Origin of the sequence: Streptomyces venetus (assembly GCF_039540295.1) — a bacterium.
Taxonomy (GTDB): Bacteria; Actinomycetota; Actinomycetes; order Streptomycetales; family Streptomycetaceae; genus Streptomyces; species Streptomyces venetus.
This window is the reverse complement of the sequence record NZ_BAABET010000001.1, coordinates 560,395-585,088: the sequence shown is the minus strand read 5'-3', so window position 1 is coordinate 585,088 and position 24,694 is coordinate 560,395. Positions and strand designations below refer to the sequence as shown.

21 protein-coding genes and 2 tRNA genes are annotated in these 24,694 nt (G+C 70.9%); 19 read left to right on the top strand and 4 right to left on the bottom strand.

The genetic code is table 11. The features are described 5' to 3' along the window. Positions 1–151 precede the first annotated feature (151 nt). The 4 genes from ABEA82_RS02560 to ABEA82_RS02545 all read left to right on the top strand — a co-directional run bounded on the left by ABEA82_RS02560 (position 152) and on the right by ABEA82_RS02545 (position 7,518). The gene (locus ABEA82_RS02560; RefSeq protein WP_345659668.1) at positions 152–1,702 is read left to right on the top strand and encodes an alkaline phosphatase D family protein; all 1,551 of its coding nucleotides are present in this window, start codon (positions 152–154) and stop codon (positions 1,700–1,702) included. A 622-nt stretch (positions 1,703–2,324) separates the two neighbouring features. Continuing rightward, complete coding sequence (locus ABEA82_RS02555) at positions 2,325–3,821, top strand: D-ribitol-5-phosphate cytidylyltransferase (protein WP_345659667.1); 1,497 nt, start codon at positions 2,325–2,327, stop codon at positions 3,819–3,821. A 172-nt stretch (positions 3,822–3,993) separates the two neighbouring features. Beyond that, positions 3,994–6,102 (top strand): hypothetical protein, encoded by a 2,109-nt coding sequence (locus tag ABEA82_RS02550; protein WP_345659666.1) that lies wholly within the window; start codon positions 3,994–3,996, stop codon positions 6,100–6,102. A gap of 207 nt (positions 6,103–6,309) precedes the next feature. Then, positions 6,310–7,518: a glycosyltransferase family 2 protein gene (locus ABEA82_RS02545; protein ID WP_345659665.1), complete on the top strand. Its 1,209-nt coding sequence runs from the start codon at positions 6,310–6,312 to the stop codon at positions 7,516–7,518. A gap of 18 nt (positions 7,519–7,536) precedes the next feature. Here the strand turns inward: ABEA82_RS02545 and ABEA82_RS02540 are convergent, their stop codons facing one another. After that, positions 7,537–9,636: a hypothetical protein gene (locus ABEA82_RS02540; RefSeq protein WP_345660110.1), complete on the bottom strand. Its 2,100-nt coding sequence runs from the start codon at positions 9,634–9,636 to the stop codon at positions 7,537–7,539. 314 nt (positions 9,637–9,950) lie between these two features. On the opposite strand from ABEA82_RS02540, the gene proB reads away from it, so the two are divergent. The 5 genes from proB to ABEA82_RS02515 all read left to right on the top strand — a co-directional run bounded on the left by proB (position 9,951) and on the right by ABEA82_RS02515 (position 15,023). Continuing rightward, entirely contained in the window at positions 9,951–11,111 is a 1,161-nt protein-coding gene (proB, locus tag ABEA82_RS02535) for a glutamate 5-kinase (RefSeq protein WP_345660109.1), read from the top strand. A gap of 141 nt (positions 11,112–11,252) precedes the next feature. Then, the gene (locus tag ABEA82_RS02530) at positions 11,253–11,741 is read left to right on the top strand and encodes a hypothetical protein (RefSeq protein WP_345659664.1); all 489 of its coding nucleotides are present in this window, start codon (positions 11,253–11,255) and stop codon (positions 11,739–11,741) included. An 83-nt stretch (positions 11,742–11,824) separates the two neighbouring features. Continuing rightward, entirely contained in the window at positions 11,825–13,111 is a 1,287-nt protein-coding gene (locus ABEA82_RS02525) for a glutamate-5-semialdehyde dehydrogenase (protein WP_345659663.1), read from the top strand. Positions 13,112–13,290: 179 nt separating this feature from the next. Then, a complete protein-coding gene (locus ABEA82_RS02520) occupies positions 13,291–13,863 on the top strand; it encodes an SCO2584 family spore wall biosynthesis protein (protein ID WP_486389414.1) in 573 nt (190 codons plus the stop codon). 89 nt (positions 13,864–13,952) lie between these two features. Then, positions 13,953–15,023: an SCO2583 family membrane protein gene (locus tag ABEA82_RS02515; protein ID WP_345659661.1), complete on the top strand. Its 1,071-nt coding sequence runs from the start codon at positions 13,953–13,955 to the stop codon at positions 15,021–15,023. A gap of 37 nt (positions 15,024–15,060) precedes the next feature. Here ABEA82_RS02515 and ABEA82_RS02510 read toward each other — a convergent pair whose 3' ends face one another. After that, on the bottom strand, positions 15,061–16,206 hold the full coding sequence (locus tag ABEA82_RS02510) for a M48 family metallopeptidase (protein WP_345659660.1): 1,146 nt from the start codon (positions 16,204–16,206) through the stop codon (positions 15,061–15,063). A gap of 123 nt (positions 16,207–16,329) precedes the next feature. On the opposite strand from ABEA82_RS02510, the gene ABEA82_RS02505 reads away from it, so the two are divergent. The 10 genes from ABEA82_RS02505 to ABEA82_RS02460 all read left to right on the top strand — a co-directional run bounded on the left by ABEA82_RS02505 (position 16,330) and on the right by ABEA82_RS02460 (position 21,539). Further along, entirely contained in the window at positions 16,330–16,491 is a 162-nt protein-coding gene (locus ABEA82_RS02505) for a hypothetical protein (protein WP_345659659.1), read from the top strand. 164 nt (positions 16,492–16,655) lie between these two features. Beyond that, the gene (locus ABEA82_RS02500; RefSeq protein ID WP_003990192.1) at positions 16,656–16,820 is read left to right on the top strand and encodes a hypothetical protein; all 165 of its coding nucleotides are present in this window, start codon (positions 16,656–16,658) and stop codon (positions 16,818–16,820) included. Between the two features lie 85 nt (positions 16,821–16,905). After that, positions 16,906–17,649, top strand: coding sequence for a nicotinate-nucleotide adenylyltransferase (gene nadD, locus ABEA82_RS02495; RefSeq protein WP_345659658.1), 744 nt, complete (start codon positions 16,906–16,908; stop codon positions 17,647–17,649). A 16-nt stretch (positions 17,650–17,665) separates the two neighbouring features. Next, on the top strand, positions 17,666–19,375 hold the full coding sequence (locus ABEA82_RS02490) for an LCP family protein (RefSeq protein ID WP_345659657.1): 1,710 nt from the start codon (positions 17,666–17,668) through the stop codon (positions 19,373–19,375). 115 nt (positions 19,376–19,490) lie between these two features. Continuing rightward, the gene (gene rsfS, locus ABEA82_RS02485; RefSeq protein WP_003990189.1) at positions 19,491–19,937 is read left to right on the top strand and encodes a ribosome silencing factor; all 447 of its coding nucleotides are present in this window, start codon (positions 19,491–19,493) and stop codon (positions 19,935–19,937) included. Then, positions 19,928–20,599 carry a histidine phosphatase family protein gene (locus ABEA82_RS02480; protein ID WP_345660108.1) on the top strand — a complete coding sequence of 224 codons (672 nt, stop codon included), beginning with the start codon at positions 19,928–19,930 and terminating at the stop codon, positions 20,597–20,599. The genes rsfS and ABEA82_RS02480 overlap by 10 nt, the downstream gene beginning before the upstream one ends. 75 nt (positions 20,600–20,674) lie before the next feature. Then, positions 20,675–20,747, top strand: a tRNA-Ala gene (locus ABEA82_RS02475). A gap of 200 nt (positions 20,748–20,947) precedes the next feature. Next, positions 20,948–21,121, top strand: coding sequence for a hypothetical protein (locus tag ABEA82_RS02470; RefSeq protein ID WP_003990187.1), 174 nt, complete (start codon positions 20,948–20,950; stop codon positions 21,119–21,121). Positions 21,122–21,124: 3 nt separating this feature from the next. After that, positions 21,125–21,358: a hypothetical protein gene (locus tag ABEA82_RS02465; RefSeq protein WP_086559315.1), complete on the top strand. Its 234-nt coding sequence runs from the start codon at positions 21,125–21,127 to the stop codon at positions 21,356–21,358. A gap of 108 nt (positions 21,359–21,466) precedes the next feature. Beyond that, a tRNA-Ala gene (locus ABEA82_RS02460) sits at positions 21,467–21,539 on the top strand. A gap of 101 nt (positions 21,540–21,640) precedes the next feature. On the opposite strand, the gene ABEA82_RS02455 is transcribed toward ABEA82_RS02460, so the two are convergent. Together ABEA82_RS02455 and ABEA82_RS02450 are read right to left on the bottom strand one after the other, a co-directional pair. Next, positions 21,641–23,251 (bottom strand): NADH-ubiquinone oxidoreductase-F iron-sulfur binding region domain-containing protein, encoded by a 1,611-nt coding sequence (locus ABEA82_RS02455; protein ID WP_345659656.1) that lies wholly within the window; start codon positions 23,249–23,251, stop codon positions 21,641–21,643. Continuing rightward, a complete protein-coding gene (locus ABEA82_RS02450) occupies positions 23,248–24,507 on the bottom strand; it encodes a ferric reductase-like transmembrane domain-containing protein (protein WP_345659655.1) in 1,260 nt (419 codons plus the stop codon). The genes ABEA82_RS02455 and ABEA82_RS02450 overlap by 4 nt, the downstream gene beginning before the upstream one ends. Positions 24,508–24,694 lie beyond the last annotated feature (187 nt).

The window sequence follows — 24,694 nt, the reverse complement described above, 5'->3', positions numbered from 1 at the left end:
CCCAGCAACGGCTTGTTCCGGTGCTGGCGGCGAGTCTCTTTTTGTCTGCTTAGTTGTCATGTACGTGAACCCCGGCGTTCAGCGGGCGGACCGCCCGCGAACGTGAAGCTTCCCAGAGTCCAAGTGGCCAGCGAGGTAAGGGAGTCACCTGATGACCGGAGCAGTTTCCCCCGACCGACGCCGCTTCCTGACCGCCGGCGCCGCCGTGGTCGGTGCCGCGGCCTCCGCCCAGCTGTGGCTCCCGGCCGCCGCGCACGCGGCCGAGACGCCACTGCCCGACGGTGTGTTCAGCCTCGGCGTCGCCTCAGGTGACCCGCTGCCGGACGGCATCGTGCTGTGGACCAGGCTCGCCCCGGACCCGCTGAACGGCGGCGGCATGCCCGACCGGGTGGTGCCCGTGGAGTGGCAGCTCGCGGAGGACCACCGGTTCAGAAAGCTCGTCCGTCGCGGCACCGCCCAGGCCCGGCCCGAGTACGGGCACAGCGTTCACGTGGACGTACGCGGGCTGCGCCCGGACCGCGTCTACTGGTACCGCTTCCGCACCGGCGGCCAGCTCTCGCCCGCCGGCCGCACCCGTACCGCGCCCCACCCGCACAGCTCCGGTGGCTCCCTGCGCATGGCTCTCGCCTCCTGCCAGAACTGGCAGCACGGCTATTTCACGCCATACGCAGACATGCTGGAGCAGGACCCGGACGTCGTGGTGTTCGTCGGCGACTACATCTACGAGTCCACCCCGTCGGCCACGGCCGTACGCCGGCACGAGGGGAGCGGTGAGCCGTTCAGCCTCGCCCAGTACCGCAACCGGTACGCCCAGTACCGCACCGACCCCGACCTGGCGGCGATGCACGCGCACGCGCCCTTCGTGGTGACCTTCGACGACCACGAGGTGGACAACGACTTCGCCGGCGAGATCCCGCAGGACCCGGACAAGCAGCCGCACGACGCGTTCGTCGCCCGGCTGACCGCGGCCTACCAGGCCTTCTACGAGCACATGCCGGTCCGCGCGACCGCCGTCCCGAACGGCCCGCACATCCGCATGTACCGCCGCCTGGAGTTCGGCGGCCTGGCCCGGCTCAACGTCCTGGACACCCGGCAGTACCGCAGCGACCAGGCCACCAGCCAGACCGGCGCCCAGGACCCCTCGCTGACCATGCTGGGCGCGCAGCAGAAGCGGTGGCTGCTGAACTCGCTCCAGGACTCGCCCGCCCGCTGGAACCTGATCGCCTCGCAGATCATGATGGCGGAGACGGACCTCCAGGTCGGCGAGGGCAAGCTCTGGTTCTACGACGCCTGGGACGGCTACCAGGCCGAGCGCAACCAGTTCCTCCAGGAGTTCAAGCAGGTCCGCAACCCCGTCGTGCTCTCCGGCGACCGGCACCTGACGATGATCAGCGACCTCAAGGAGGACTACGCCGACCCGGAATCCGGCGTCGTCGGCGCCGAGTTCGTCGGCACCTCCATCTCCAGCAACGGCGACCAGAACCAGGAGGCCTTCCGCAAGGAGTGGGACCCGCGGCGGCCGGACAACCCGCACTGGAAGCTGCTCGACGCGCACCGCGGCTACCACCTGTTCGACGTCGGCCGGGACGGCATCGACGCGCAGGTGCGCGTGGTCGACACCGTGCGGCAGCCCACCGCGACGCCGAGCACGCTGGCCCGGCTGAGGGTCGAGGCGGGCCGGCCGGGCGTCGAGGTCGTCTGACCCCCTTCCGGATGACGGCCGAAGAGCCTGGGACCCGTGCGGGTCCCAGGCTCTTCTCGGTTCGTCCCGCGGCGAATCGGTTCCCTTACCTCGCCGAGACCGAAATGCTGCGGAATCTTGACCGGGAATTCCCGCGGCAATGAGACAACGGAGGAGACGCCGGAGGAGACGCCGGACGAGCGGTATTCACGACTTGTCCGCAGCGGCGCGGTCATCCATATGAAGAACGCGTGCGGTCCCACGCCCGCGGGCGTGAAGATCGGCACACCGTGCCGTCCGTCACCGCCCCGCCGCCGCCGTACGGAGCGGTCGACGCTGTACGGAGCACTCGCCGATGCGGCCCACACCGCCAAAGCGCGTACCGTGCACCAGACATCGTCCAAGGAACTCGTGAAGGTCCTCGGGCACCGCTGTCCCAAGCGTCTCCGACGTCGCTGAGCCCCTGTGGAGTTACTCACAGCGCATTTCCCGGAGGCCCGCGGAACCGTCTCACCAATCACCAGGAGTGGGAGGTGAATGACAGGTTGCGCGCACATATGCGGCAGAGGTCGCTCACCTTGCACTGCGGTAACCCGAAGTGGGACCATTTCCAAGTTCCCTGTCGCCCCAAGGTAGGTCACCTGTGTCCCAGCACATAGCCAAGCCCCGTACCACCGCAGTGATCCTGGCCGGTGGCACCGGTCAGCGGGTGGGTCTGTCGATCCCCAAGCAGCTGCTGAAGATCGCCGGCAAGGCAGTCATCGAGCACACGCTGACCACCTTCGAGAACGCGGACTCGATCGACGACATCATCGTGCTGATGGCGCCGGGCTACGTGCCCGACGTCGAGAAGATCGTCGCGAAGGCCGGATTCAAGAAGGTCTCGAGGGTCATCGAGGGCGGCTCCACGCGGAACGAGACCACCGAGCGCGCCATCGCCGCGCTGGGCGAGGGCCTGGCCGAGGGCGAGGACGCCAACGTCCTCTTCCACGACGCCGTGCGCCCCCTGCTGTCGCAGCGCGTCATCGACGACTGCGTCGTGGCGCTGGAGCGCTACCAGGCCGTCGACGTGGCCATCCCCTCCGCCGACACCATCATCGTCACGCGCACGCACGGCGAGGACGGCGAGTTCATCACCGAGATCCCGGACCGCTCCCGGCTGCGCCGCGGCCAGACCCCGCAGGCCTTCAAGCTGTCCACGATCAAGCGGGCCTACGAGGTCGCCGCCGGCGACCCCAACTTCCAGGCCACCGACGACTGCACCGTCGTGCTCAAGTACCTGCCGGACGTGCCGATCCACGTCGTCGCGGGTGACGAGTACAACATGAAGGTCACCCAGCCCGTCGACGTCTTCATCGCCGACAAGCTCTTCCAGCTCGCCTCGACCGCCGCGCCCGAGCAGGTCTCCGAGGAGGCCTACCGCGAGCTCCTCACCGGCAAGACCATGGTCGTCTTCGGCGGCTCCTACGGCATCGGCAAGGACATCGGCGAACTCGCCGAGTCCTACGGCGCCAAGGTCTACGCCCTCGGCCGCTCCACCACCGGCACGCACGTGGAGAACCCGGAGGAGGTCGACGACGCCCTGTCCAAGGCGTACGCCGAGACCGGCCGTATCGACTACGTGGTCAACACCGCCGGCGTGCTGCGCATAGGCAAGCTCGCCGAGACCGACAACGCCACCATCGAGGAGGCGCTGAAGGTCAACTACCTGGCCCCGGTGCAGATCGCCCGTTCGTCGTACAAGTACCTGTCCGAGACCAAGGGCCAGCTGCTGCTGTACACCTCCAGCAGCTACACCCGCGGTCGCGCCGAGTACAGCCTGTACTCCTCGACCAAGGCCGCCATGGTGAACCTCACCCAGGCGCTGTCCGACGAGTGGGCCGGCGACGGCGTCCGCGTCAACTGCATCAACCCCGAGCGCACCGCCACCCCCATGCGCACCAAGGCCTTCGGCCAGGAGCCGGCCGGCTCCCTGCTGTCCTCCGAGGCCGTGGCCCGCACCTCGCTCGACGTGCTGCTCTCCGAGCTGACCGGCCACGTCATCGACGTCCGCCAGCAGGACCCGACCGCCGGCGCGGCCCGGGCCTCCGGCTTCGAGCAGGCACTGGCGACGGTGCTGGACCGGCAGGACGGCGTGTAATAATTGGCGCCAAATAGACTTCAGTAATTCAGGCCTCTGCGCCCTCCTGTTAACGGGTTTCGTCAACAGGAGTGTTCGCAGGGGCCTGAATCCATACCCCAAGCGAATATTCACAGACCAGCCGCATTCTCGAACCAAGACCGGCACACCCCTCCCAAGAGCAGGTTTCTCCGTGATATCCACCGCTATTCGCGTCGCCCGGGTGGGCAGCGCGGCCGAGCTGGCCGCGGCGGTCCTCATGATGCTGGGCTTCCCCTGCCTCATGCTGGCCGCGCTCGTCCCGAGCGTCCCCGCCTTCGCGGCAGCGGCCGCCGTGACGTACCTGGCGGACCACTATCTGCACCGCAAGGGCAGCTACCTGATCAACCGCCTCGGCAAGGTGCGGGCCGGCCTGTCGATCCGCTTCCTGATCCGGCAGCTGCTGCTCGTCCTGCTGCTGGCCCGGCTGTCCCTCGCGGACAACCTGATCTACTACGGGGCGATCGCCTGCTTCATCGCCTTCTACGGTCTGCAGGCCCCGCACGGTGCGCTGGTCCAGCTGATCCGCAACCGCCGCCGCATGCCGGTCGCCACGCGCAACGTCGACCTCAAGTCCCGCATCCGCATCCCGGACGCCCCGCCGCGCAAGCTGCTGCACCGCTCCGCCGAGAAGATGCTGCACCTCGACCTCGCGGCGGTCGCCGGCATCCTGCTCGCCGCCCAGGTGAAGTCGGCCCTCGTCGGCTTCGTCGGCATCGGCATCACGGTGGCCGTCGCCACCCTGTACGTCCTGGCGCTCGTGCCGTACGTGCGCGGCCGGAGGATCCCGCCGAACGCCGAGAAGGTCCTGGCGGCCGTCGACGACTGGCTGGCCGAGTACCAGCCGGAGACCGTCCTGTACTTCTCCGGCTCCAAGGACTCCGCGTACCAGGTCAACATGTGGCTGGACACCATGGAGAAGCTGGACTCCAAGCCGCTGATCATCCTGCGTGAGCGGGCCATCCTGAACAATCTGGCGCCCACCACGGTCCCCGTCATCTGCGTGCCCGGAGGGGTGCACCTGATGAACCTGGACCTGTCCACGGTGCGCGTCGCGCTCTACGCGGCGAACGTCGGCAAGAACATCCACATGCTGCGCGTGCCCACCATCAAGCACGTCTTCATCGGCCACGGCGACAGCGACAAGCTCGCCAGCGTCAACCCGTACAGCAAGGTCTACGACGAGGTGTGGACCGCCGGCCGCGCGGGCCGCGACCGCTACGCCATCGCCGACGTCGGTGTCCGCGACGAGGACATCGTCGAGGTCGGCCGCCCGCAGCTCGCCCCGATCCAGACCTGGCAGGGCGTGCCCGACGGGCGGATCCCGACCGTCCTGTACGCCCCCACCTGGGAGGGCTGGGACGGCAACCCGGGCAACACCTCGGTGGTGCTGGCCGGCGAGAACATCGTGCAGCGGCTCGTGCAGGCCGACCCGCCGGTCCGCGTCCTGTACAAGCCGCACCCGTTCACCGGCAACGTCAGCAAGGAGGCCAAGGCCGCCCACCAGCGCATCACGGCCTTGGTGCAGAAGGCCGCCGCCGCGCGCGCCATCGACACGCGGTTCACCCCCGACACGGCCGCCCAGGCGCAGGCCAAGACCGAGCTGGCCCGGATCGAGGCCCGGCTGGCCGAGCTGTCCGGCTCCGGCGGCAGCGGGCGCGACGAGGCCGAGGCCACCCGTGACGGCCTGGTCGACGTCGCCCGGCACGAGGAGGTCGCCCGGCTGCGCGCCGAGTGGAACGACGCCTACTGGCGTTCCTTCCCCGCCTGGGAGCACCGCGTCATCACCGGCGCCCAGCCGCGCCTGTACGACTGCTTCAACGTCTCCGACGCGATGGTCTCCGACATCTCCAGCGTGGTCTCCGACTTCATCGCGAGCGGCAAGCCCTACGCGGTCACCGACTCCGCGGCGGTGGGTGTCGAGGAGTTCAAGCGGAACAACACGGCGGTGCGTGCCGCGGTGATCCTGTCCAACAGCGCCGAGGAGCTGGGCGAGTTGCTCAGCGCGGTCCGTGACCCGGCCGCCGACCCGCTGGCCGAGGACCGCAAGGAGCTCAAGCAGTACCTGCTGGGCCCGGACGAGCCGACCTCGCTCGTCCAGTTCAACACCGCCGTCGCGAACCTCGCGCTCAAGGCCGAGACGCGCAACGTCGGTCAGGAGTCACGGGCCGCGGCGGCCGGCGCCGAGGCCGAGCTGGCCAACGCCGTGCCCGGGCAGCGGGTGTCCGCGGCCGGTGACACGGACGGTGTCGGAACGGGCTGACCACCCCGCCGAGTTGAGGGCCCGGCCCCCGAGGAGCGTATTCCTCGGGGGCCGGGCCCTTTCGTTTTCCCTGTTTGCGCCGGTTCAGCATGTGAGGTGACTCACTAACACGTGTGATCGAGGCAACCGCTTGCCCGGGTCACCCGTCTTCCAAGTAGCGAATGAGGCGATACAGGGGGAATATCCTGTTGACTAGGGGGAAACGACGTGACCGTTGCGCAACCTGATGTGAGTGTGATCATCGGGGCGTACGAAGCGATGCCGTACCTGATCGAGTGCCTCTCCTCCGTCGAGGCGCAGACCATCGATCCGGAGCGCGTCGAGGTCATCGCGGTGGACGACGGATCCACGGACGGGACGGGCGAGTACCTGGAGGAGTTCGCCGAGCGCGCTCCCATGCACGTCCTGGTGATCCGGCAGGAGAACTCGGGCGGCCCCAGCGGCCCGCGCAACGTCGGCCTGGCCAAGGCCACGGGACGTTACGTCTTCTTCCTCGACGCCGACGACCGACTGGGCCCGGAGGCCCTGGAACGCATGGTCGGCATGGCCGACCGCGCCGGCACGGACGTCGTCCTCGGCAAGGTCGAGGGCGTCAACCGCTCCGCGCCGAAGTCCATGTGGGGCAAGACGGTGGAGCGCACGGACGTCTACTCGTCCAACATCAAGTTCACGCTCAGCGCGCAGAAGCTGTTCCGCCGCGAGCTGCTCGACCGGCACGGCATGCGGTTCGACGAGTCGCTGTTCACCGGCGAGGACGCGCTGTTCACGATGGAGGCGTACCTGCGGGCCGACGGTGTCTCCGTGGTCGCCGACCACACCTGCTACTACCTGGTCGGCCGCGACGACGGCAAGCACGTGACCAAGAGCGGCAGTTACACCCTGCGGTTCGACTCCGCGCGGGCCCTGATGCGGCTCATCGCCGAGCTCGTCCCCGCGGGTGCCCGGCGCGACCAGCTGATGATCCGGCCCTTCCTGGTCACCCTGCTGCCGCAGTTCGGGCCCAAGTACCTCACGGACAGCGAGGAGATACGCCGGCACAAGTTCGAGCTGGCCAAGCCGCTGATGGACACCTACTGGACGGAGGGCGTCGCCCAGCGCCTCAAGGTCCACGAGCGGCTGCGGCTGCACCTGGTCGCCGAGCAGCGCCCCGACCTGCTGCTGGAGGTCGTGAAGTTCGTCAAGGCCAAGAAGCAGGCGGCGGCCCTCCTGGAGAAGAAGGGGCGCCGTGTCTACCTGGCCTACCCGCACTTCCGCGACCGCGCCGCGGGTGTCCCCGACGCGGTCTACCTCGCCGAGCCCCGCGAGGCCCGCGCCTTCCCGGGCTACCGCGAGGGCGGCGTCGACACCCTCGTACGCCGGGCGGTGCGCAAGGCACGCCGCGTGCTGACGTCCCGTGAGGTACGACCGGCGGCGTGAACCCCGTCGTGCCGTCGGTCAGCGGGGTGCGGTCGGGGTCACCGGCAGTCCGGCGCCGTCGCCGGTGGTCTCCGTGCGCTGCCCGGGCAGGTCCGCCGTCGGCCGCTCCGCCGTCAGGCGCGCCGCGATCCGGGCCCGGTGCTCCCGGGCCGCCGCGCACAGGGCCCGTACGGCCGCGTCGAAGCGCTGCTGCGACGGCGGGTCGGCCGGACCCAGCAGGCGCAGCTTCAACTCGGCGCGCGCTTCGGCGAGTACGTCCTTCGCCGGGTGCCGGACCGTCTCCAGCAGAGCGGGCACCCCGGCCGCGTCCGGCGTCAGCACGGTCGCCGCCGCCACCGTCGGGAACGCCGTACGGAAAACCTCCTCGGGCAGCCCGCTGGTGTTGGCCACCGCGTACGGCTTCTCGCTCGCCAGGAACTCGCTGATCACGCTCGACACATCACTGATCAGCAGGTCGGCCGCGTTGAAGCAGGAGTACAGCGCCGGCCGGGCGTCCGTGACGACCTGGTGCTCCCCTTCCGGCAGCGAGGCCCAGTACGCCTCCTCCCACGCGGCCGTCGCCCGCCGCACCGCCTCGGCCCGGCCCGGCTCCGGCGCCGACTGCACCAGCATCCGCTCCACCGTGTCGGCGCCGGCCCGGAAGACGGCCGTGGTGAGCCGGTCCAGCTCCCGTGTGCACCGCGCGAGTTCCGCGTCGTCCGGGACGCGCGCCCCCGTCCGCTCCCGGTTGGCCGCCCGGATCAGCTCCCGGATGCGTAGATCGGCCGCGCCCGCGCGCGGGTCCACCGACCCCGTCAGCGGATGCGGCTTGTAGAGCAGCCGCACGCCCGGGTCCGCGAGCAGCGCCCGCACCAGGTTCTCACCGGCCGCGATCACCGAGGTGTTGCCGGGGTTGCCGTCCCAGCCCTCCCAGGTCGGCGCGTAGAGAACCGTCGTGACGCGTCCCCCGGCGGCTTCGCCGCCGGGCTCGGACGGACGGGCCGCGGCCGGCCGTACGGCGTCCAGCTGCGGTCGGCCCGTCTCCACCACGTCCTTGTCCTCGACCCCCACCTCGGCCAGCGCGTACCGCTCCCGCGCGGCGGACCCGGCCACCCACACCTGGTCGTACGCCTTCGCGTACGGGTTGCACGAGGACAGCTTGTCGCTCTCGCCGTGGTTGACGAAGGTGTGCTTGATGGTGGGGATGCGCAGTACCTGGGACGTCTTGCCGGAGTTCGACGGGTGGATGAGGACCTGGAGCGTGGAGTGCTCCAGACGCATCAGCGTCGACACCTTCGGCAGGCACACCACGGGGATGTCCGTCGCCGCGATCTTCTGCACCATGAACCGCTCGCGCAGCACGATGACCGGCCGGCCGTCGGTCCGGGCGAGCGGCTCCAGCCACATGTTCACCTGGTAGGCCGAGGAGGCGCCGCCCGAGAAGTACAGGCCGACGGTCGGCCGGTACGAGGCCAGCCACGCGTCGAACCAGTCGAGCACCTCCTGCTCGCCGGCCGGACGGCGCGACGGCAGCAGCCGGAACAGCAGCGCGCCGAGGCCGGCCAGCGACAGGGCGACGGAGAGCGCGATGCCCGCGGCCGCGTACCGGGGCTCGTCGGCCGCGGCGGCGGCCAGCAGTCCGGCCGTCGCCGGCAGACCGAACACCAGCAGCCGCTGGCCCGGGCGGCGCAGCAGCACGGACGGGGCCGGGGACAGCCGCAGTGCCGAGGCGTCGATGTTCCGGGTCACCACCGGCAGGGTGCGGGTCCGGCGCACCAGCACGGAGACCGCCTGGATCGCGCAGTGCAGCGCGTAGAAGGCGAGCAGCCCGGCCACCAGCGGGACGTACACCGTCTCCCGCTCCTGCTCGCCCAGCCGCAGCAGGCCCACGACCAGCAGCAGGTCCCGCAGGACGTGCCGCACGGTGATGTCCGCGTGCGACTTGGCGAACAGCGACAGCACCCCGCGCTGCCACCGGTGCAGGGCACCCTCGGTGGCCAGGGAGACGGCGGTCGCGGCGAGCAGCAACGGTACGTGGGGCAGCAGCGCCGCGACCGCCTGAGCGGCGAACGCGGCGGCCAGGACGACGGTGACCAGCCCTTTCAGCAGGGCCGGCGGGCGGGGGAGAGGTACGGGCACTGCGGTCACTCCAGGAGCGTCGGGTCGGCGCAGGTCGGCCGTCCGGGTTAACGCGTGGCGACCACCGGACGACACGCGCATGTCGGGGGGCCCAAGAGGCGATTGCCGCCCGCCGTGTCGTCGGACCGTAGCGGAAGATCGCGTTCCTGTCGCGGGTGGGGCCGAATCAGGGCGCCGACCCTTGCGTGACCCCTCCCGCACCGTCCGTAGCGTGGACCGGCTCCGCGCCGTACCCGCGGGTCCCGTAGATTTCCTGGTGAGGACCGGAACGACGTGAGGGGACGGGCGGCGACGTGGCAGGGGCAAGACAGGGCGTGGGCGAGGCCCGCAGGATCGTCGTCAAGGTCGGCTCCTCGTCGCTGACCACCGCGTCCGGCGGCCTGGACGCGGACCGCGTGGACGCGCTGGTCGACGTGCTCGCCAAGGTCCGAAACCAAGGGGCGGCCCGTAGGGCCTCGGTCGAGGGTGGTGGCGGGAGACGGGCGGGCGGGGGTGAACGGGAGATCGTCCTGGTCTCCTCGGGCGCCATCGCCGCGGGCCTCGCCCCCCTCGGACTGCGCCGCCGCCCCAGGGACCTGGCCCGTCAGCAGGCCGCCGCCAGTGTCGGCCAGGGCCTGCTGGTCGCCCGCTACACCGCCTCCTTCGCCCGCTACGGCGTCCGCGTCGGCCAGGTGCTGCTGACCTCCGACGACATGAGCCGCCGCGCCCACCACCGCAACGCCTCCCGCACCCTCGACAAGCTGCTCGCGATGGGCGCCTTCCCGATCGTCAACGAGAACGACACCGTCGCCACGGACGAGATCCGCTTCGGCGACAACGACCGCCTGGCCGCCCTCGTCGCCCACCTCGTCCACGCCGACCTGCTGGTGCTGCTGTCCGACGTGGACGGCGTCTACGACGGCGACCCCGGCAAGCCCGGCACCTCCCGGATCGCCGAGGTGCGCGACCCTGCCGACCTCGCCGGTGTCGAGATCGGCAGCACGGGCAAGGCCGGCGTCGGCACCGGCGGCATGGTCACCAAGGTCGAGGCCGCCCGGATCGCGGCCGCCGCCGGTGTCCCCGTCGTCCTCACCAGCGCCGTCCACGCGGCCGACGCCCTGACCGGCGAGGACACCGGCACCTACTTCCACCCCACCGGCAAGCGCTCCGCCGACCGGCTGCTCTGGCTCCAGCACGCCTCCACCCCGCAGGGCGCGCTGACCCTGGACGACGGTGCCGTGCAGGCCGTCGTGGAGCGCCGCAAGTCACTGCTGCCGGCCGGTATCGCGGCCGTCGAGGGCGAGTTCAGCGCCGGCGACCCGGTGGAGCTGCGGGACGGCACGGGGCACGCGGTGGCCCGCGGGCTCGTCAGCTTCGACGCCAAGGAGATCCCCCGGCTGATCGGCCGCTCGACCCGCGAACTGGCCCGCGAGCTCGGACCCGCGTACGAACGCGAGGTCGTACACAGGGACGACCTGGTGGTTCTGCACCCGTAATAGGCCGAAACATCCGCCCCCGGTGGTGGACGTTCCGCAAAACCGCCACGCGATCTCTTGTGGCCTGCTCAACTTTGTATCGGGGACGCGCGTTCCCCGGGGACAATCCGACAGCAGCGCCACTGTGCAAAGGAGGCCGTCGTGAGACGAGTACGCCAAGGGGCCGCGCTGTCCCGTGGTGGTGCCGGCTCCCGCGCGGCCGGTGAGGAGCGCGCCCTGACGAGCGTGGCGGCAGGGGACCGGTTCCAGGCCGCAAAGGACCGGTTCCAGGGCGAGGAACCCGGTGACACCCCGCGCCTGTGGCACGTCACCCTCAGCGTCTCCGGCAAGGAGGCCCCGATCAAGGAGGTCCGGCGCGCCCTGGAGCAGCTCGCCCACGACCACCCCTTCTTCCTGACCAGCCGGTACGCCGTCGACCACGCGGAGATCCGCTACTGGGAGGAGGCCCGCGACCTGCACGACGCGGCCGCCGTCGCCCTGCGCCTGTGGGGCGAGCACCGGCAGACCGCCGGCCTGCCGCCCTGGGAGATCGTCGGCCTGGAGGTCATCGACCGCGTGACCTACCACCAGCGCATCGCCGAGGGGTACGGCCCGCCGCCCGCCTCCCCGGTCGGAGTCCATCCCTTCTGACCTGGTCCCACCCCGGTCCAAAGCGTGTCTCGGGGTGTGGAACGAACGATGAACCGACCGGCCCGGCGCACTACCCTTCCCTCATGACCACGCTCTCGCCGTACGACTCCATGACCCCGGTCACCCAGGCCGCCTACCGGGCCAAGGCCGCCGCCGCGAGCCTCGCTCCGGTGCCGCGGGCCGAGAAGGACGACGCGCTGCTCGCCATCGCCGACGCACTGGAGGTCCGTACGAGCGAGATCGTGGAGGCCAATGCCAAGGACGTCGCCAAGGCCCGCGAGGCCGGCATCAGCGAGGGCATGATCGACCGGCTCACGCTCACCCCCGAGCGGGTCCGCGCCATCGCCTCCGACGTGCGCGACGTCGCCGCGCTGCCCGACCCGGTCGGCGAGGTCGTGCGCGGCTCCACGCTGCCCAACGGCATCGACCTGCGCCAGGTCCGCGTGCCGCTCGGCGTCGTCGGGATCATCTACGAGGGCCGGCCGAACGTCACCGTCGACGCCGCCGCCCTCTGCCTGAAGTCCGGCAACGCGGTCCTGCTGCGCGGCTCCTCCTCGGCCTACCAGTCGAACAGCGCCCTCGTGCGCGTCCTGCGCGACGCCGTGGGCGGGGCCGGGCTGCCGGCCGACGCCGTCCAGCTCGTGCCCGGCGAGAGCCGTGACAGCGTGCGCGAGCTGATGCGCGCCCGTGGCCTGGTCGACGTGCTCATCCCGCGCGGCGGTGCCTCCCTGATCAACACGGTCGTCCAGGAGTCCACCGTCCCGGTCATCGAGACCGGCACCGGCAACTGCCACGTCTACGTGGACGCCGCCGCCGACGTCGACATGGCCGTCGAGATCCTGATCAACTCCAAGGCCCAGCGGGTCGGGGTCTGCAACGCCGCGGAGACCCTCCTCGTCCACCAGGACATCGCCGCCGAGTTCCTGCCCCGGGCGCTGGACGCCCTCGCCGAGGCCGGGGTCACCGTGCACGCCGACGAGCGCGTGCAGGGCTACGCCAAGGACTCCAAGGCCACCGTCGTCGAGGCGACGACCGAGGACTGGGAGACCGAGTACCTGTCGTACGACATCGCCGCGGCCGTGGTGGACTCGCTGGAGAAGGCCGTCGAGCACATCCGGCTGTGGACCTCCGGCCACACCGAGGCCATCGTCACGACCTCCCAGCAGGCCGCCCGCCGCTTCACCCAGCTGGTCGACTCGACCACGGTCGCGGTCAACGCCTCCACCCGCTTCACCGACGGCGGCCAGTTCGGCTTCGGCGCCGAGATCGGCATCTCCACGCAGAAGCTGCACGCCCGCGGCCCGATGGGCCTGCCGGAGCTGACCAGCACGAAGTACATCGTCACCGGTGACGGGCACGTACGGCGCTGAGCCACGGACGGCCTAAGGCGTCATGCGGGCAGCCGCATAACCGTGCGGGCGCATATGCGCGCGGCAGGGGCGGACCCACCGGGCGCGCGCCGTGCGGCACCCTGTGAACGCCGTCTCAACGGGTGGATGAATTTCCATACCGTCTGCCCAAATTGACCCCCCAGGTCTACTCTGGATCCGTGCCGGAGGACGTGGGGGGCACGCCGTTTCCGGACGGCCGCGAGCCCGACGACGACCACGACCGCGGGGTGTCGGACGAAGAGTTCGCCTCCGTGGTCTTCGACGAGGCCTTCGTACGCGCGGCCGTGGTGCACGAGCCGACCGCCGTGGAGCGCCTCCTGGCCGCGGCACAGGCGAGAGCCGAGGCCTCCGAGGCGGAGGCGCGCCGCGCCCACTCCAGAGGCGAGCGGTACGACGACGGGTACGGCACGGACGGACCCGGCGATTTCGGCCATGATCCCGACCTGGGCGAGTTCGACGACCCCGACCTCCTCGATGACCACTACGGCACGGGCCCGTACGCCAAACAGGTCCGCTGGCACCGCCCCGTCGCCTGGGTGCTCGCCCTCGTGATGGGCGTCGGCATGGTCGCGCTCGCCTTCACGGCGGTCTACCGGGGCGCGAACTCCGGTCGCCAGGAACCCGCCCCACCGCCCGCCTCGACCGGGCTGGAGCAGGGCAGCGGAGTGACCCCCTCGGCCTCCGCCGACCACTCCCAGCCTGCCATCTCGGTGATCCCGCGCAACCCCTGACCGGAACCCGCCCGTACGGGTGAGAACCTGTCAGAACTTGTGGTGGAGCAGGGCGTTTACCCGACCTCCCCGAGACCTACCCTGAAGATATGGGCGGGCCAGCGGACCCACCTGAGGGGACGCCCGAGGGCGCTCCCGGAGGTGGAGAGGACGAGTACCGATCCGTCGTTTTCGACGAGTCGTTCGTCCGTGCTGCCCGCCTCCAGGAGTTCTCCGCGCAGGAGCGCATCGCCGACCACGCGCCCGCCGTACGCCGACGGCCGCCCCTGCGCCGGGGCCTGTCCCGGCAGGCGCTGGTCCTGGTCCTGCTGATCGCCGTCGCCTTCGGCACCGCGATCTACATGGGCGTACGGCACCCGTACCAGAGCCCCGCCGCCCGGGAGTCCGTCGAGCCCCTGCGGATGACCGTCATCCCGCTCGTCCCCGAGGGCAAGGTGCCCGGCACGGCCGACGCGGCCTACCTGTACGAGCACAGCCCGGCCGCACAGTTCAAAACCGGCGCGGAGGGCGTACCGCTGCCCGCCTCGCGCCGCACCGAGCACTTCTCGGACAGCCAGGTCGTGACCGCCCTGAGCACCGCCAAGGACTACATCGTCCGGTCCGCCCTCGACCCCGAGGTGCTCACCGGCGGTGAGGTGCGCGCCGTCCGGGTCCTGCTCGACCCCGGCCAACTGGACCAGTTCGACCAGAGCTTCGCCCGCCCCACCGCGGACGGCCGGCACGCGCCCACCGGCTGGCTCGTCCGCTTCGACCCCTCCCGCGCGGAGCTGGCCGACCGGCGGGTGCGGGCCCAGGGCACGCTTCAGGCCGCCGAGACCGACTCGTCCACGCTCGAGGTCACCGCGGACCATACGTTCGTCTACGCGCTGCGGCCGGCCGGCGCCGACGACAAGGCCGAGGCCTCCCTGTTCACCGTCCGGCGCGAGCTGCACTTCCGCTTCGACCGCGACGACCTGCGCCTGCACCAGGCCCAGCTCGTCGTCTCCTACGTCCAGGCCGGACCGCTCTCCTGCGCCGAGGACTCCACGCACCACCTGCGCCCGCTGCTCGCCGGCCAGACGGCCAAGGAGGGCGGCCCCGCCGGTACCGACCCCTACGCCACGGGCAGCGCCACGGCCCTGTGCGGCTCGCTGGCGACCAGCGCGCAGCCGAAGGTGTGAGGCGGGCCTGCGCAGGCTCCCTGGACAGGCTGGTGACTCACCCGCCGTCGCGCGGCGGCCGGTCGTCCCCCGGGGCCTCCGACGAACCGGTCTCGGGGCCGGTCTCCGGGCCGGTCTCCGGGCCCTGCGACGGCTTCGGGGACGGGTTCGTGAAGCCGCCGAAGCCGCGGCGGACCCGGTCGCCCAGGTCGCCCGCGCCGCCGGCGAGGTCGGTGACCAGCTTCATCAGCGGGTCCTTGGAGCTCTTCACATGCGTCGTGTAGTGGTTCGCCGACTCCCGCCAGGAGTCCCGGACCGAGGTGTCCTTGTCCTCGTCGCGCCGCGGGTAGTGGCCGTCCATGATCCGCTGGTAGTCCCGCGACTCGGCCCACTTCTTCAGCTCGGCCGCCCGCACGGTGGTGAACGGGTGGGAGCGGGGCAGCACGTTGAGGATCTTCAGCACGGAGTCGCGCAGGTCGCCCCCGGCCTCGTACTCCTCGGCCTGCTCGAGGAACGCGTCCACGTTCATCTCGTGCAGATGGTTGCCGCCCGCGATCTTCATCAGGCCCCGCATGGACGCCTGGAGGTCCTGCCCGACCAGCAGGCCGGCCCGGTCCGCGGACAGCTCCGACTTGCGGAACCACTCGCGCAGCCCGGTCACGATCGCCATGATCGCGAGATTGCCCAGCGGGATCCAGGCGACGCGGACGGCGAGGCTGGTCAGGAACAGCAGGATGGTCCGGTAGACCGAGTGCCCGGACAGCGCGTGCCCGACCTCGTGCCCGACGACCGCCCGCATCTCCTCCTCGTCGAGCAGCTCGACGAGGCCCGTGGTGACGACGATGATCGGCTCGTCCAGCCCGATGCACATCGCGTTCGGCTGCGGGTCCTGGTTCACGTACATCGGCGGGACCTTCTCCAGGTCCAGGATGTAGCAGGCGTCCCGCAGCATCACGTTCAGATGGGCGAACTGCTGGTCCGAGACCCGCACCGAGTCGGACAGGAACAGCAGCCGCAGACTGCGCTCGGGCAGCAGGCCGCTGAGCGCCTTGAACACCGTGTCGAACCCGCTCAGCTTGCGCAGCGCCACCAGGGCGGAGCGGTCGGCCGGGTGCTCGTAGGTACGTGAGGAGATCCCGGGGAAGCGCCTGCGCTGCCTGCTCGGCACGTGCTCGTGCCCGGTGTGCTCGTGGCCGTCGGACATGTCTTCCCCCATGCGTCTGTGTGGCCTTTGCGGCCCTTTGTGCGGCCCTTTGCTTCCCCGAGGCAGAGCCCAGCCTAGGCGGAGTTACGGTGGTCGGGCAGTACAGCGAAGGAGACCACCGCCATGCAGCACCACCCCGCGGCAGCCTGGCTCGCCGAGGCCGCGACCGCCGCCGATCGGCACGGGGGACCGGGGGTGCTCCGGATCGTGCTCCTCGTGATGATCGTGGGATGCGTGCTGACCGGGTGGTTCCTGCTGCGTGGCTACAGACGGAAGGACGACTGAGCCACCGGGAAGGTTCCCCGCCGGGCCCCGGGACCGGGCCGGGCGGCGCCGCGCACCACCACCCGCGGCCCGATGAGGCGGAGTCGGCGTGATCGCGGTCGAGGCGCCCGCTTACGATGAGCCGACGTCTTTATCCCGCCCACACGCGATAGGTCCTGCCGAAGATGAGCTTCCACAGCACCGCTGCCCAGTTGGTCACCCTCGCCGCCGAGGGCGAGGAGCACGGCGGAAACCACGAGAGCCTCAGCCCCTACCTCACCGGTGGCGGTGCCCTCTTCATCCTGCTGCTCCTGCTGTGGATCACCACCCGCTTCAACCGCGACCGCTGAGCCCGGCAGGGCGCCCCGCGCGGGGTGCCCCGGGGGCCATGGGCGCGACCGGAGCCCTCAGCCGGGGCCGGTAGGGTCTGCACGCATGGGAGAGCAGGACATGCCTACCGGTCCGGCGAACGAGACGCCGCACGACCCGGCACAGGACACGGCGAGCGGCACCGAGCGACACTCGGAGCCCCGCCGTGCCGCCGCGGGCCCCCGCCCGACCGACGGCCCCGGAAACGGCCGGCCGCGGCCCGGCAAGCGCCGCCTCGGCGTCATGGGCGGCACCTTCGACCCGATCCACCACGGGCACCTGGTGGCGGCCAGCGAGGTCGCCGCGGCGTTCCACCTCGACGAGGTGGTGTTCGTCCCCACCGGCCAGCCCTGGCAGAAGAGTCACCGCAGCGTGTCCCCGGCCGAGGACCGCTATCTGATGACGGTCATCGCGACGGCCGAGAACCCGCAGTTCTCCGTGAGCCGCATCGACATCGACCGCGGCGGCCCCACCTACACCGTGGACACCCTGCGGGACCTGCGCGCGCTCAACCCCGACACGGACCTCTTCTTCATCACGGGCGCCGACGCGCTCGCCCAGATCCTCACCTGGCGGGACAGCGAGGAACTGTTCTCCCTCGCGCACTTCATCGGGGCCACCCGCCCCGGCCACCACCTGGACGACTCCGGACTCCCGGAGGGCGGCGTCTCGCTGGTGGAGGTTCCCGCCCTGGCCATCTCCTCCACGGACTGCCGTGCGAGAGTCGCCAAGGGCGACCCCATCTGGTACCTGGTGCCGGACGGAGTCGTGCGCTATATCGACAAGCGCGAGCTGTACCGCGGCGAGTGAGCCGAGAGGGGCACCGGTGAACGACCGATACGACCCGGGGTACGGGGGCGACCAGTACGAGCTCGTCGGCTACGACGAGTACGGCCGGCCTGTCTACCGGCAGGTCCCGGCACAGCAGACCCAGACCTACGACCCGTACGCCCAGCAGGGCCAGCAGGGCCAGCAGGGGCAGCCAGGACAGCAGGGCCAGCCGGGCCGGCACCAGGGCTACGGCTACGACCCCTACGCGGCCGGGCAGCAGACCCCGCCCGCGTACGACTACGGCGGCGGGCAGTACGGCTCCTACGACCCGTACGCCCCGGGCGCCCACCAGAGCGGCGGCCCGGCGGCCCACGACCCCTACGGCCAGAGCGCGGCCGGCGCCGGCACGGCTCAGCAGCCGCGCGTCGCCGAACAGACCGCGCACATCCCCCAGCAGGCCGGACCGGCCGACGGCGAAGTCCCCGACCGGTCCGAACCGGACTACCACACCGAGCAGTTCGCCTTCGTCGAGGAGCCCGACGACAACTCCGAAGACGTCATCGACTGGCTGAAGTTCACCGAGAACCGCACCGAGCGCCGCGAGGAGGCCCGGCGCCGCGCCCGCAGCCGGCTCGTCGCGCTGGCCGTCGTCCTCGCGCTCGCGGCGGTCGGCGGTGTCGGCTACCTCTGGTACGCCGGGAAGCTGCCCGCCCTGTCCTCCGAGGACTCCGCGACGGGCACCGCGACCGCGGCCGGCGCCCAGAAGCGCGACGTGATCGTCGTGCACCTGCACAACACCAAGGGCGGCACCTCCACGGCCCTCCTCGTCGACAACACCACCACCAAGCGGGGCACGACCGTCCTGGTGCCCAACTCCCTCGCCCTGACCAGCGACGACGGCACCACGACGACCCTCGCCGAGTCGGTCGACGACGACGGCTCCGACGGCACCCGCGACGCGCTCGACTCGGTCCTCGGCACCGACATCCAAGGCACCTGGCGCCTGGACACCCCCTACCTCCAGAACCTCGTCGACCTCGTCGGCAACATCGAGGTCGACACCGACACCGACGTCCCCGACCCGGCCGCCAAGAAGAAGGGCCAGGCCCCCCTGGTCAGCAAGGGCGAGGGCCAGACCCTCAGCGGCAAGATGGCCGTCGCCTACGCCACCTACCGCGCCCCCGGCGAGGCCCAGAACGCCCAGCTGGAGCGGTTCGGGCAGGTCATGCAGGCCGTCCTGCGCAAGATCTCCTCCGACCCGCAGGGCGCGACGACCACGATCCAGACCCTGTCGCAGATCCTGGACCCGTCCCTGACCGACAAGGACCTCGGCTCCTTCCTCGCCGGACTCTCCGACCTCGCCAAGGGCGGCGACTACAAGACGGACCTGCTGCCCGTCCAGAACGACGGCACCCTCAGCGCCCAGGCCAGTGCGGGCGTGGTCAAGAACGTCCTCGGCGGCACCGCCAAGAGCCCCGACAAGGACGCGGCGGTCAGCGTCTCCGTCCAGAACGCCAGTGGCGTCAAGGACAACACCGAGAAGGCCCGCGTCGTGCTCCTCAACGGCGGCTTCACCTTCCTGGAGGGCGGCACGCCGGGCGCCGCCCGGGCCACCTCCGAGGTGGTCTACGCGGACGCCGCCCACAAGGCGGACGCCGCCGAGGTCGCCAAGACCCTGGGCCTGCCCCCGGGCTCCGTCACGAAGGGCAAGATCTCTTCGAACGCAGGCATCGCCGTGGTGCTCGGCCAGGACTACAAGCCCTAGTCCGACCAGGCGCGGCAGGAGCGCGCCCCCCACGTGATCCCCGTAATCGCGTGGGGGGCGCGCGGCGGTCCGTGAGACCCTTGGGGGCAAGTGACCGCCGACCGAAAGCCGTGTAGTGACCGTCACCGACCGCTCTCAGGAGCTCATCAACACCGCCGCCCACGCGGCCGCCGACAAGCTGGCGCATGACATCGTCGCCTACGACGTCAGTGACGTGCTGTCCATCACGGACGCCTTCCTGCTGGCCTCGGCACCCAACGACCGTCAGGTCAAGTCGATCGTCGACGAGATCGAGGAGCGGCTGCAGAAGGAACTCGGCGCCAAGCCGGTGCGCCGCGAGGGCGACCGCGAGGCCCGCTGGGTCCTGCTCGACTACGTCGACATCGTCGTGCACGTCCAGCACAGCGAGGAGCGCGTCTTCTACGCCCTGGAGCGGCTGTGGAAGGACTGCCCCGAGCTCGAGCTGCCCGAGGACGCCAAGGCCACCCGGGGCAAGGCCGAGGAGCACGCCAAGCTGCGGGCGGCCGAGGAGGCGGCGGAGCTGGACGGAGACTGGCGGTGAGCCCCTTCGGCGAGGCCTCCGGGCCGGGCAGGGGCCGCCGCGTCATCCTCTGGCGGCACGGCCAGACCTCGTGGAACGTGGAGCGCCGCTTCCAGGGCACCACGGACGTCGAACTCACCGAGACCGGCGTCGCCCAGGCGCGCCGTGCCGCCCGCCTGCTGGTCGCGCTGAAGCCGGACGCGATAGTCGCCTCCGACCTGAAGCGGGCCGCGCACACGGCCGCCGAGCTCGCCGCGCTCACCGGCCTCGACGTGATCCACGACGAGGGCCTGCGCGAGACCTACGCGGGCTTCTGGCAGGGCCTGACGCACGAGGAGATCATCGCCCGGTACGGCGAGGAGTACGCCGCGTGGAAGCGCGGTGAGCCGGTGCGCCGCGGCGGAGGCGAACTGGAGACCGAGGTGGCCGACCGCGCCGCCCCCGTGGTGCTCCGGCACGCCGAGAAGCTCCCCGAGGGCGGCACGCTCGTCGTGGTCAGCCACGGCGGCACCATCCGCACCACCATCGGCCGCCTCCTCGGCCTGGACCCCCACCACTGGGAGAGCCTCGGCGGCCTCTCCAACTGCTGCTGGTCCGTCCTCGGCGAAGGCGCCCGCGGCTGGCGCCTGCTGGAGCACAACGCCGGCACCCTGCCGGAACCGGTGCTCGGCGACGACGACTGACCCCGGATTTCACTTTCTGGCAGGTCGCAGGCTAAAGTTCTTCTTGTTCGCCCCGCCCGACGGGGATGAACACGAGGGGCTATAGCTCAGTTGGTAGAGCGCCTGCATGGCATGCAGGAGGTCAGGAGTTCAATTCTCCTTAGCTCCACGTCAAGATCCCGTTCCCGTCCAGGGGGCGGGATTTTTCGTGCCCCGGGTTGAGTCGGTCGGGCCTGCTGAGGCGTATACCTCTACGGTCACGACGCCTGCCGTGTCCGGACTGGTACTGAGGCGTCGCTGACCGTATTGGTCCGGCCGTGGCAGAATCAAACGGCCGGAAGGGGGCGCGGCCCGACGGGAGGAGTAGCGATGCCTGCGAGCATCCTCGAGGAGGTCGACCACCTCCTCGGAGCAGCGGTGACACGAGATCTGTCCACCCGGCTCAGCTGCCCTTCCTGTGGTTCCGCGCACGTGGCCCAGATGCTCGGCGACAACGGGGGGATCTCGTACGTGTGCACCGCCTGCGGCCACAGCTGGAGCTGATCGATGGGTGCCCACAGGCGGAAGTGCGACTGGTGCGGCAGCGGGACTCCGATCGTCCGCGACATGGAGCCGATCAATCCCGACTACCAGTACTGGTGCGAGGAGTGCGCGCGGGCGCTGATCATAAAAGGCGACCCGATCGTGACGTACCGCGAACTGGAGGGCGAGCCGATCTACGGCCGGCTTCTGGAGGAGCACTGCACGCTCAAGCGGTTCTATTCGTTCGTCACGGCCTGAGGCCCGTCATAACGGGCATTTCGGGCAAGAGGAAATCGATTTGGTGTTGGGCCCGATGGGCCAGTAATGTTGGCGTCGCCGCCAGGGAAACCGGGGGCAACACAACGAGGGGCTATAGCTCAGTTGGTAGAGCGCCTGCATGGCATGCAGGAGGTCAGGAGTTCAATTCTCCTTAGCTCCACAGTAGATGAGAAGGCGGGCCATCCGATCGGATGGCCCGCCTTCTTGTCGTGCGTACACGTACGGCGGGCTCCCCCGGAGGGGAGCCCGCCGTACGTGCGTTCAGCGGCCGAGAGCGCGGCGCCCCCGGCCCTGGGAGAGGACCGGGAGGTTGCGGGACGGCGCACCGGGTGCGCCCGACTCCTCGATGCGCAGGGCCAGCGCCGGGCAGCGGCGCACCGCGCGTAGAGCCTTGGCCTCGGCGTACCGCGGCACCTGCGCCTGGGCCACGGTGGGGAAGCCGTCGGCGCCCAGCTGGAACACCTCGGGCAGGATGTCGGCACACAGGCCGTGGCCCCGGCACAACGTCCAGTCCACGTAGATCTTCTGACGGCTGGCGCCGTTCTCCTCGGACTCGCCGCCGCCCGGGATGCCCGTAGGGGCCCTGCCGCCCTCGAAGAGCGGCAGAACGCCCTCCACGGGCCGTCCGCAGCCGTTTCCGAGGACATGGGCGGCCAAGTCGTCCGTGAACGCCTTGATGGTCGACTCCAGGAACATCGCGGAGCCGTCCGGATGCGAGCACGCGCCGCGCCGCTTCACGTTCTTGGCGACCTGCTTGAGCGCCTCCAGGGCGGCCGGCCCGCCGCCGTTGAGGATGTCCTCCATGCCGCGCGCGGCGGCCGGCAGGCCGAGGTAGCAGGGGCCGCACTGGCCGGCGCTCTCCTCGGCCAGCCACTGCGCCACCCGCAGCGACTCGCCGAGCGGGCAGGTGTCCTGAGTGATCGGCAGAATCGCGCCGGCGCCGAGGGCGCCGCCCACCGCGTCCAGGGAGTTGCGGGAGACGATCGCCTCGTTGACCGTCGCGGCGTCGATCCACTTGCCGTGGTAGCCGCCGGTGAGGACGCCCTGCGGCACCGGCGGCGCGCCGGCGAGCTGGAGGACGTACCGCAGCGGCACGCCCGTCGGCACCTCGACCACCATGGGGCGGGCGACCGCCCCGGAGACGGTGAGCATGACGGTGCCCGGCTCGTCGTACAGGCCCGTGTTGCCGTAGCGTTCCGGGCCGATGCGGGCGGCGATGGCGAGCTGGGCGAAGGTCTCGGCGTTGGACAGCAGCGTGGGTGCGCCGCCGACGCCGTTCTGCGAGGCGCTGACCTTGCGGCCGGGCGGGACGGCCGGGCCGCCGTCGATGGAGCGGATCAGCGACGCGGCGGCACCGGTGACCATGCGGACCGGGTTGCGCTGGACGCGCGCCCGGAGCGCCGACCGGCGGCCGTTGTTGAGGCCGCGTTCGGCCAGGGCGGCCTCCATGGAGCGCTGTGTGGACTCACGGGTGACCCCCACCACGAGCGTGCGGGCACCCAGCGCCTCGGCGCACAGCAGTGCGCCGTCCAGGATCAGGTGCGGAGCACGGTTGATCAGCACCGTGTCCTTGCGGCAGGCCGGTTCGTCCTCGCTTCCGTTCACGACGACGACCGGCCGGACGCCGCGCTTGATCGCCGATTCGGCGACCGAGCGCAGCTTCTTGTGGAAGGGGAAGCCCGCGCCGCCGCGGCCCTTCAGGTTGATGCGTTCGGCGAGTTGCGCGAGCTGCTCGCCGCCCATCGGTTCGAGGGGCCCGTGCACCTTCAGGTGCATGGGCAGATCGAGCCGATCGACAAGGTCGAAGCCCGACGTGAGCTGAGGAAGTCCGACCACGCGGACTTCGGGTACGTCGGGCAGGGCCTCGTTCACTTAAAGCCTCCGGAAGGCGTGTTCCAAGGTTCGCCCGATCCCGGTGCGTCGAAGTCATAGGGCGCACCGGGGTTTGTTTCATTGGCGGGACCGCTGTTGTACGTGTCGTTCGGGTAGTACGTGTCGTAGACCGCGTTCGTCTCACCCGTGTCGTACACGTCACTCGATCCGTAGCCGGCGGCGCCTGGATTGCCATAGGCCGGGATGCTTTGTCCGGTGTCCTGCAGGGGGTCGTAGGGCGGGATGTTGAAGCCCGTGTCCTGGAGCGGGTCGTAGGCCGACGGCGGGGCCTCGCCGACCGGCGGCGGGGACGGGATCGGCCAGCTGCCCGAGGTGCTGGAGGGGCCGTCCACGGTGGGGATGGTCTGGGTGGGCTGCATGTCCAGCGGTAGTTCGGTGCGGGTGGTCGGCCCCGGCGCCGCGAAGGCCTGCCCCTGGGGCGGGCCGGAGACGGCCCGGTAGGCCGCGGCGAAGCCGTTCGCGGACTCCTGGGGCGCGGGGCGTTCCGCCCTCTCGTACAGCGGTCCCGACGGGGACGCCTTGGCGCCCGCGAACGCCTCCCGGCCTTCGTAGCCGGGCAGCGAGGAGCCGCCGGTCGCACGGGAGCGGCTCTCCTCCAGGTCCCTGAATGCCTGGCCCTCCGGGGAGCCGAAGATGCTGGTGAGCTTGTCGGCGACCTTGCGCTTGACGGGGCGCGGAGCGGCGCGCAGGGCGAGGGCGCCGGCCACCCCGGCCAGGGACAGGCAGTACAGGATGACGAAGATCGGCTTGGCCGAGCGACCCGCGTAGAGCCCGTGGATCAGCGCGGCGCACCAGGCCGGATAGGCCAGCATGTGCATGGCCCGCCAGCGGGCCGCGACGGGTGCCGGGGAAGCGAAACGATTGCGCAGGACGCCCGTGACGCCCACGAAGATCATGAGCAGTCCGGCCAGGGTGCCGAGGCCGATCAGGTATGCCCGGCCCGTGTCGATCTCGTCGGTGAGGAGCAGCCCGAAGGGGATCACTGCGGCCACGAAGGAGGTGTGCGCCAGCGCCAGCTTCACCCCGATGTGCACCAGGAGGAAGACGATCGAGGCGACGGCCGTGGTCCGGTGCACGGCCTGCGCCAGGATGCGCCTGCGGGTGTCGAGGAGGACCCGGTCCTGGGCGACGAGCCCCCAGATCACCGAGCAGGTGAGGGACACGAGGGACAGCACGCCGGCGCCGAAGTTGAGGAAGTCGGCGAAGGAGTCGTCGACTGTGGAGTCGTTCGTCACGGCCGGCCTCCCCACGTCCCGGCGGCCGGGTGGGGCGAGCGGTTACTGCGATGAGGGTTCATGGGGGCAACTCCGAGCGGTTCGGGAAGGCGGTCCCGCTGCTGAACTCTAAGCCGCGCCATACCGAGGGGTACGAGGTTTGAGTTATTGCGTTGTTATCAAAGGACAATGTGGTTGTTGTGATGTC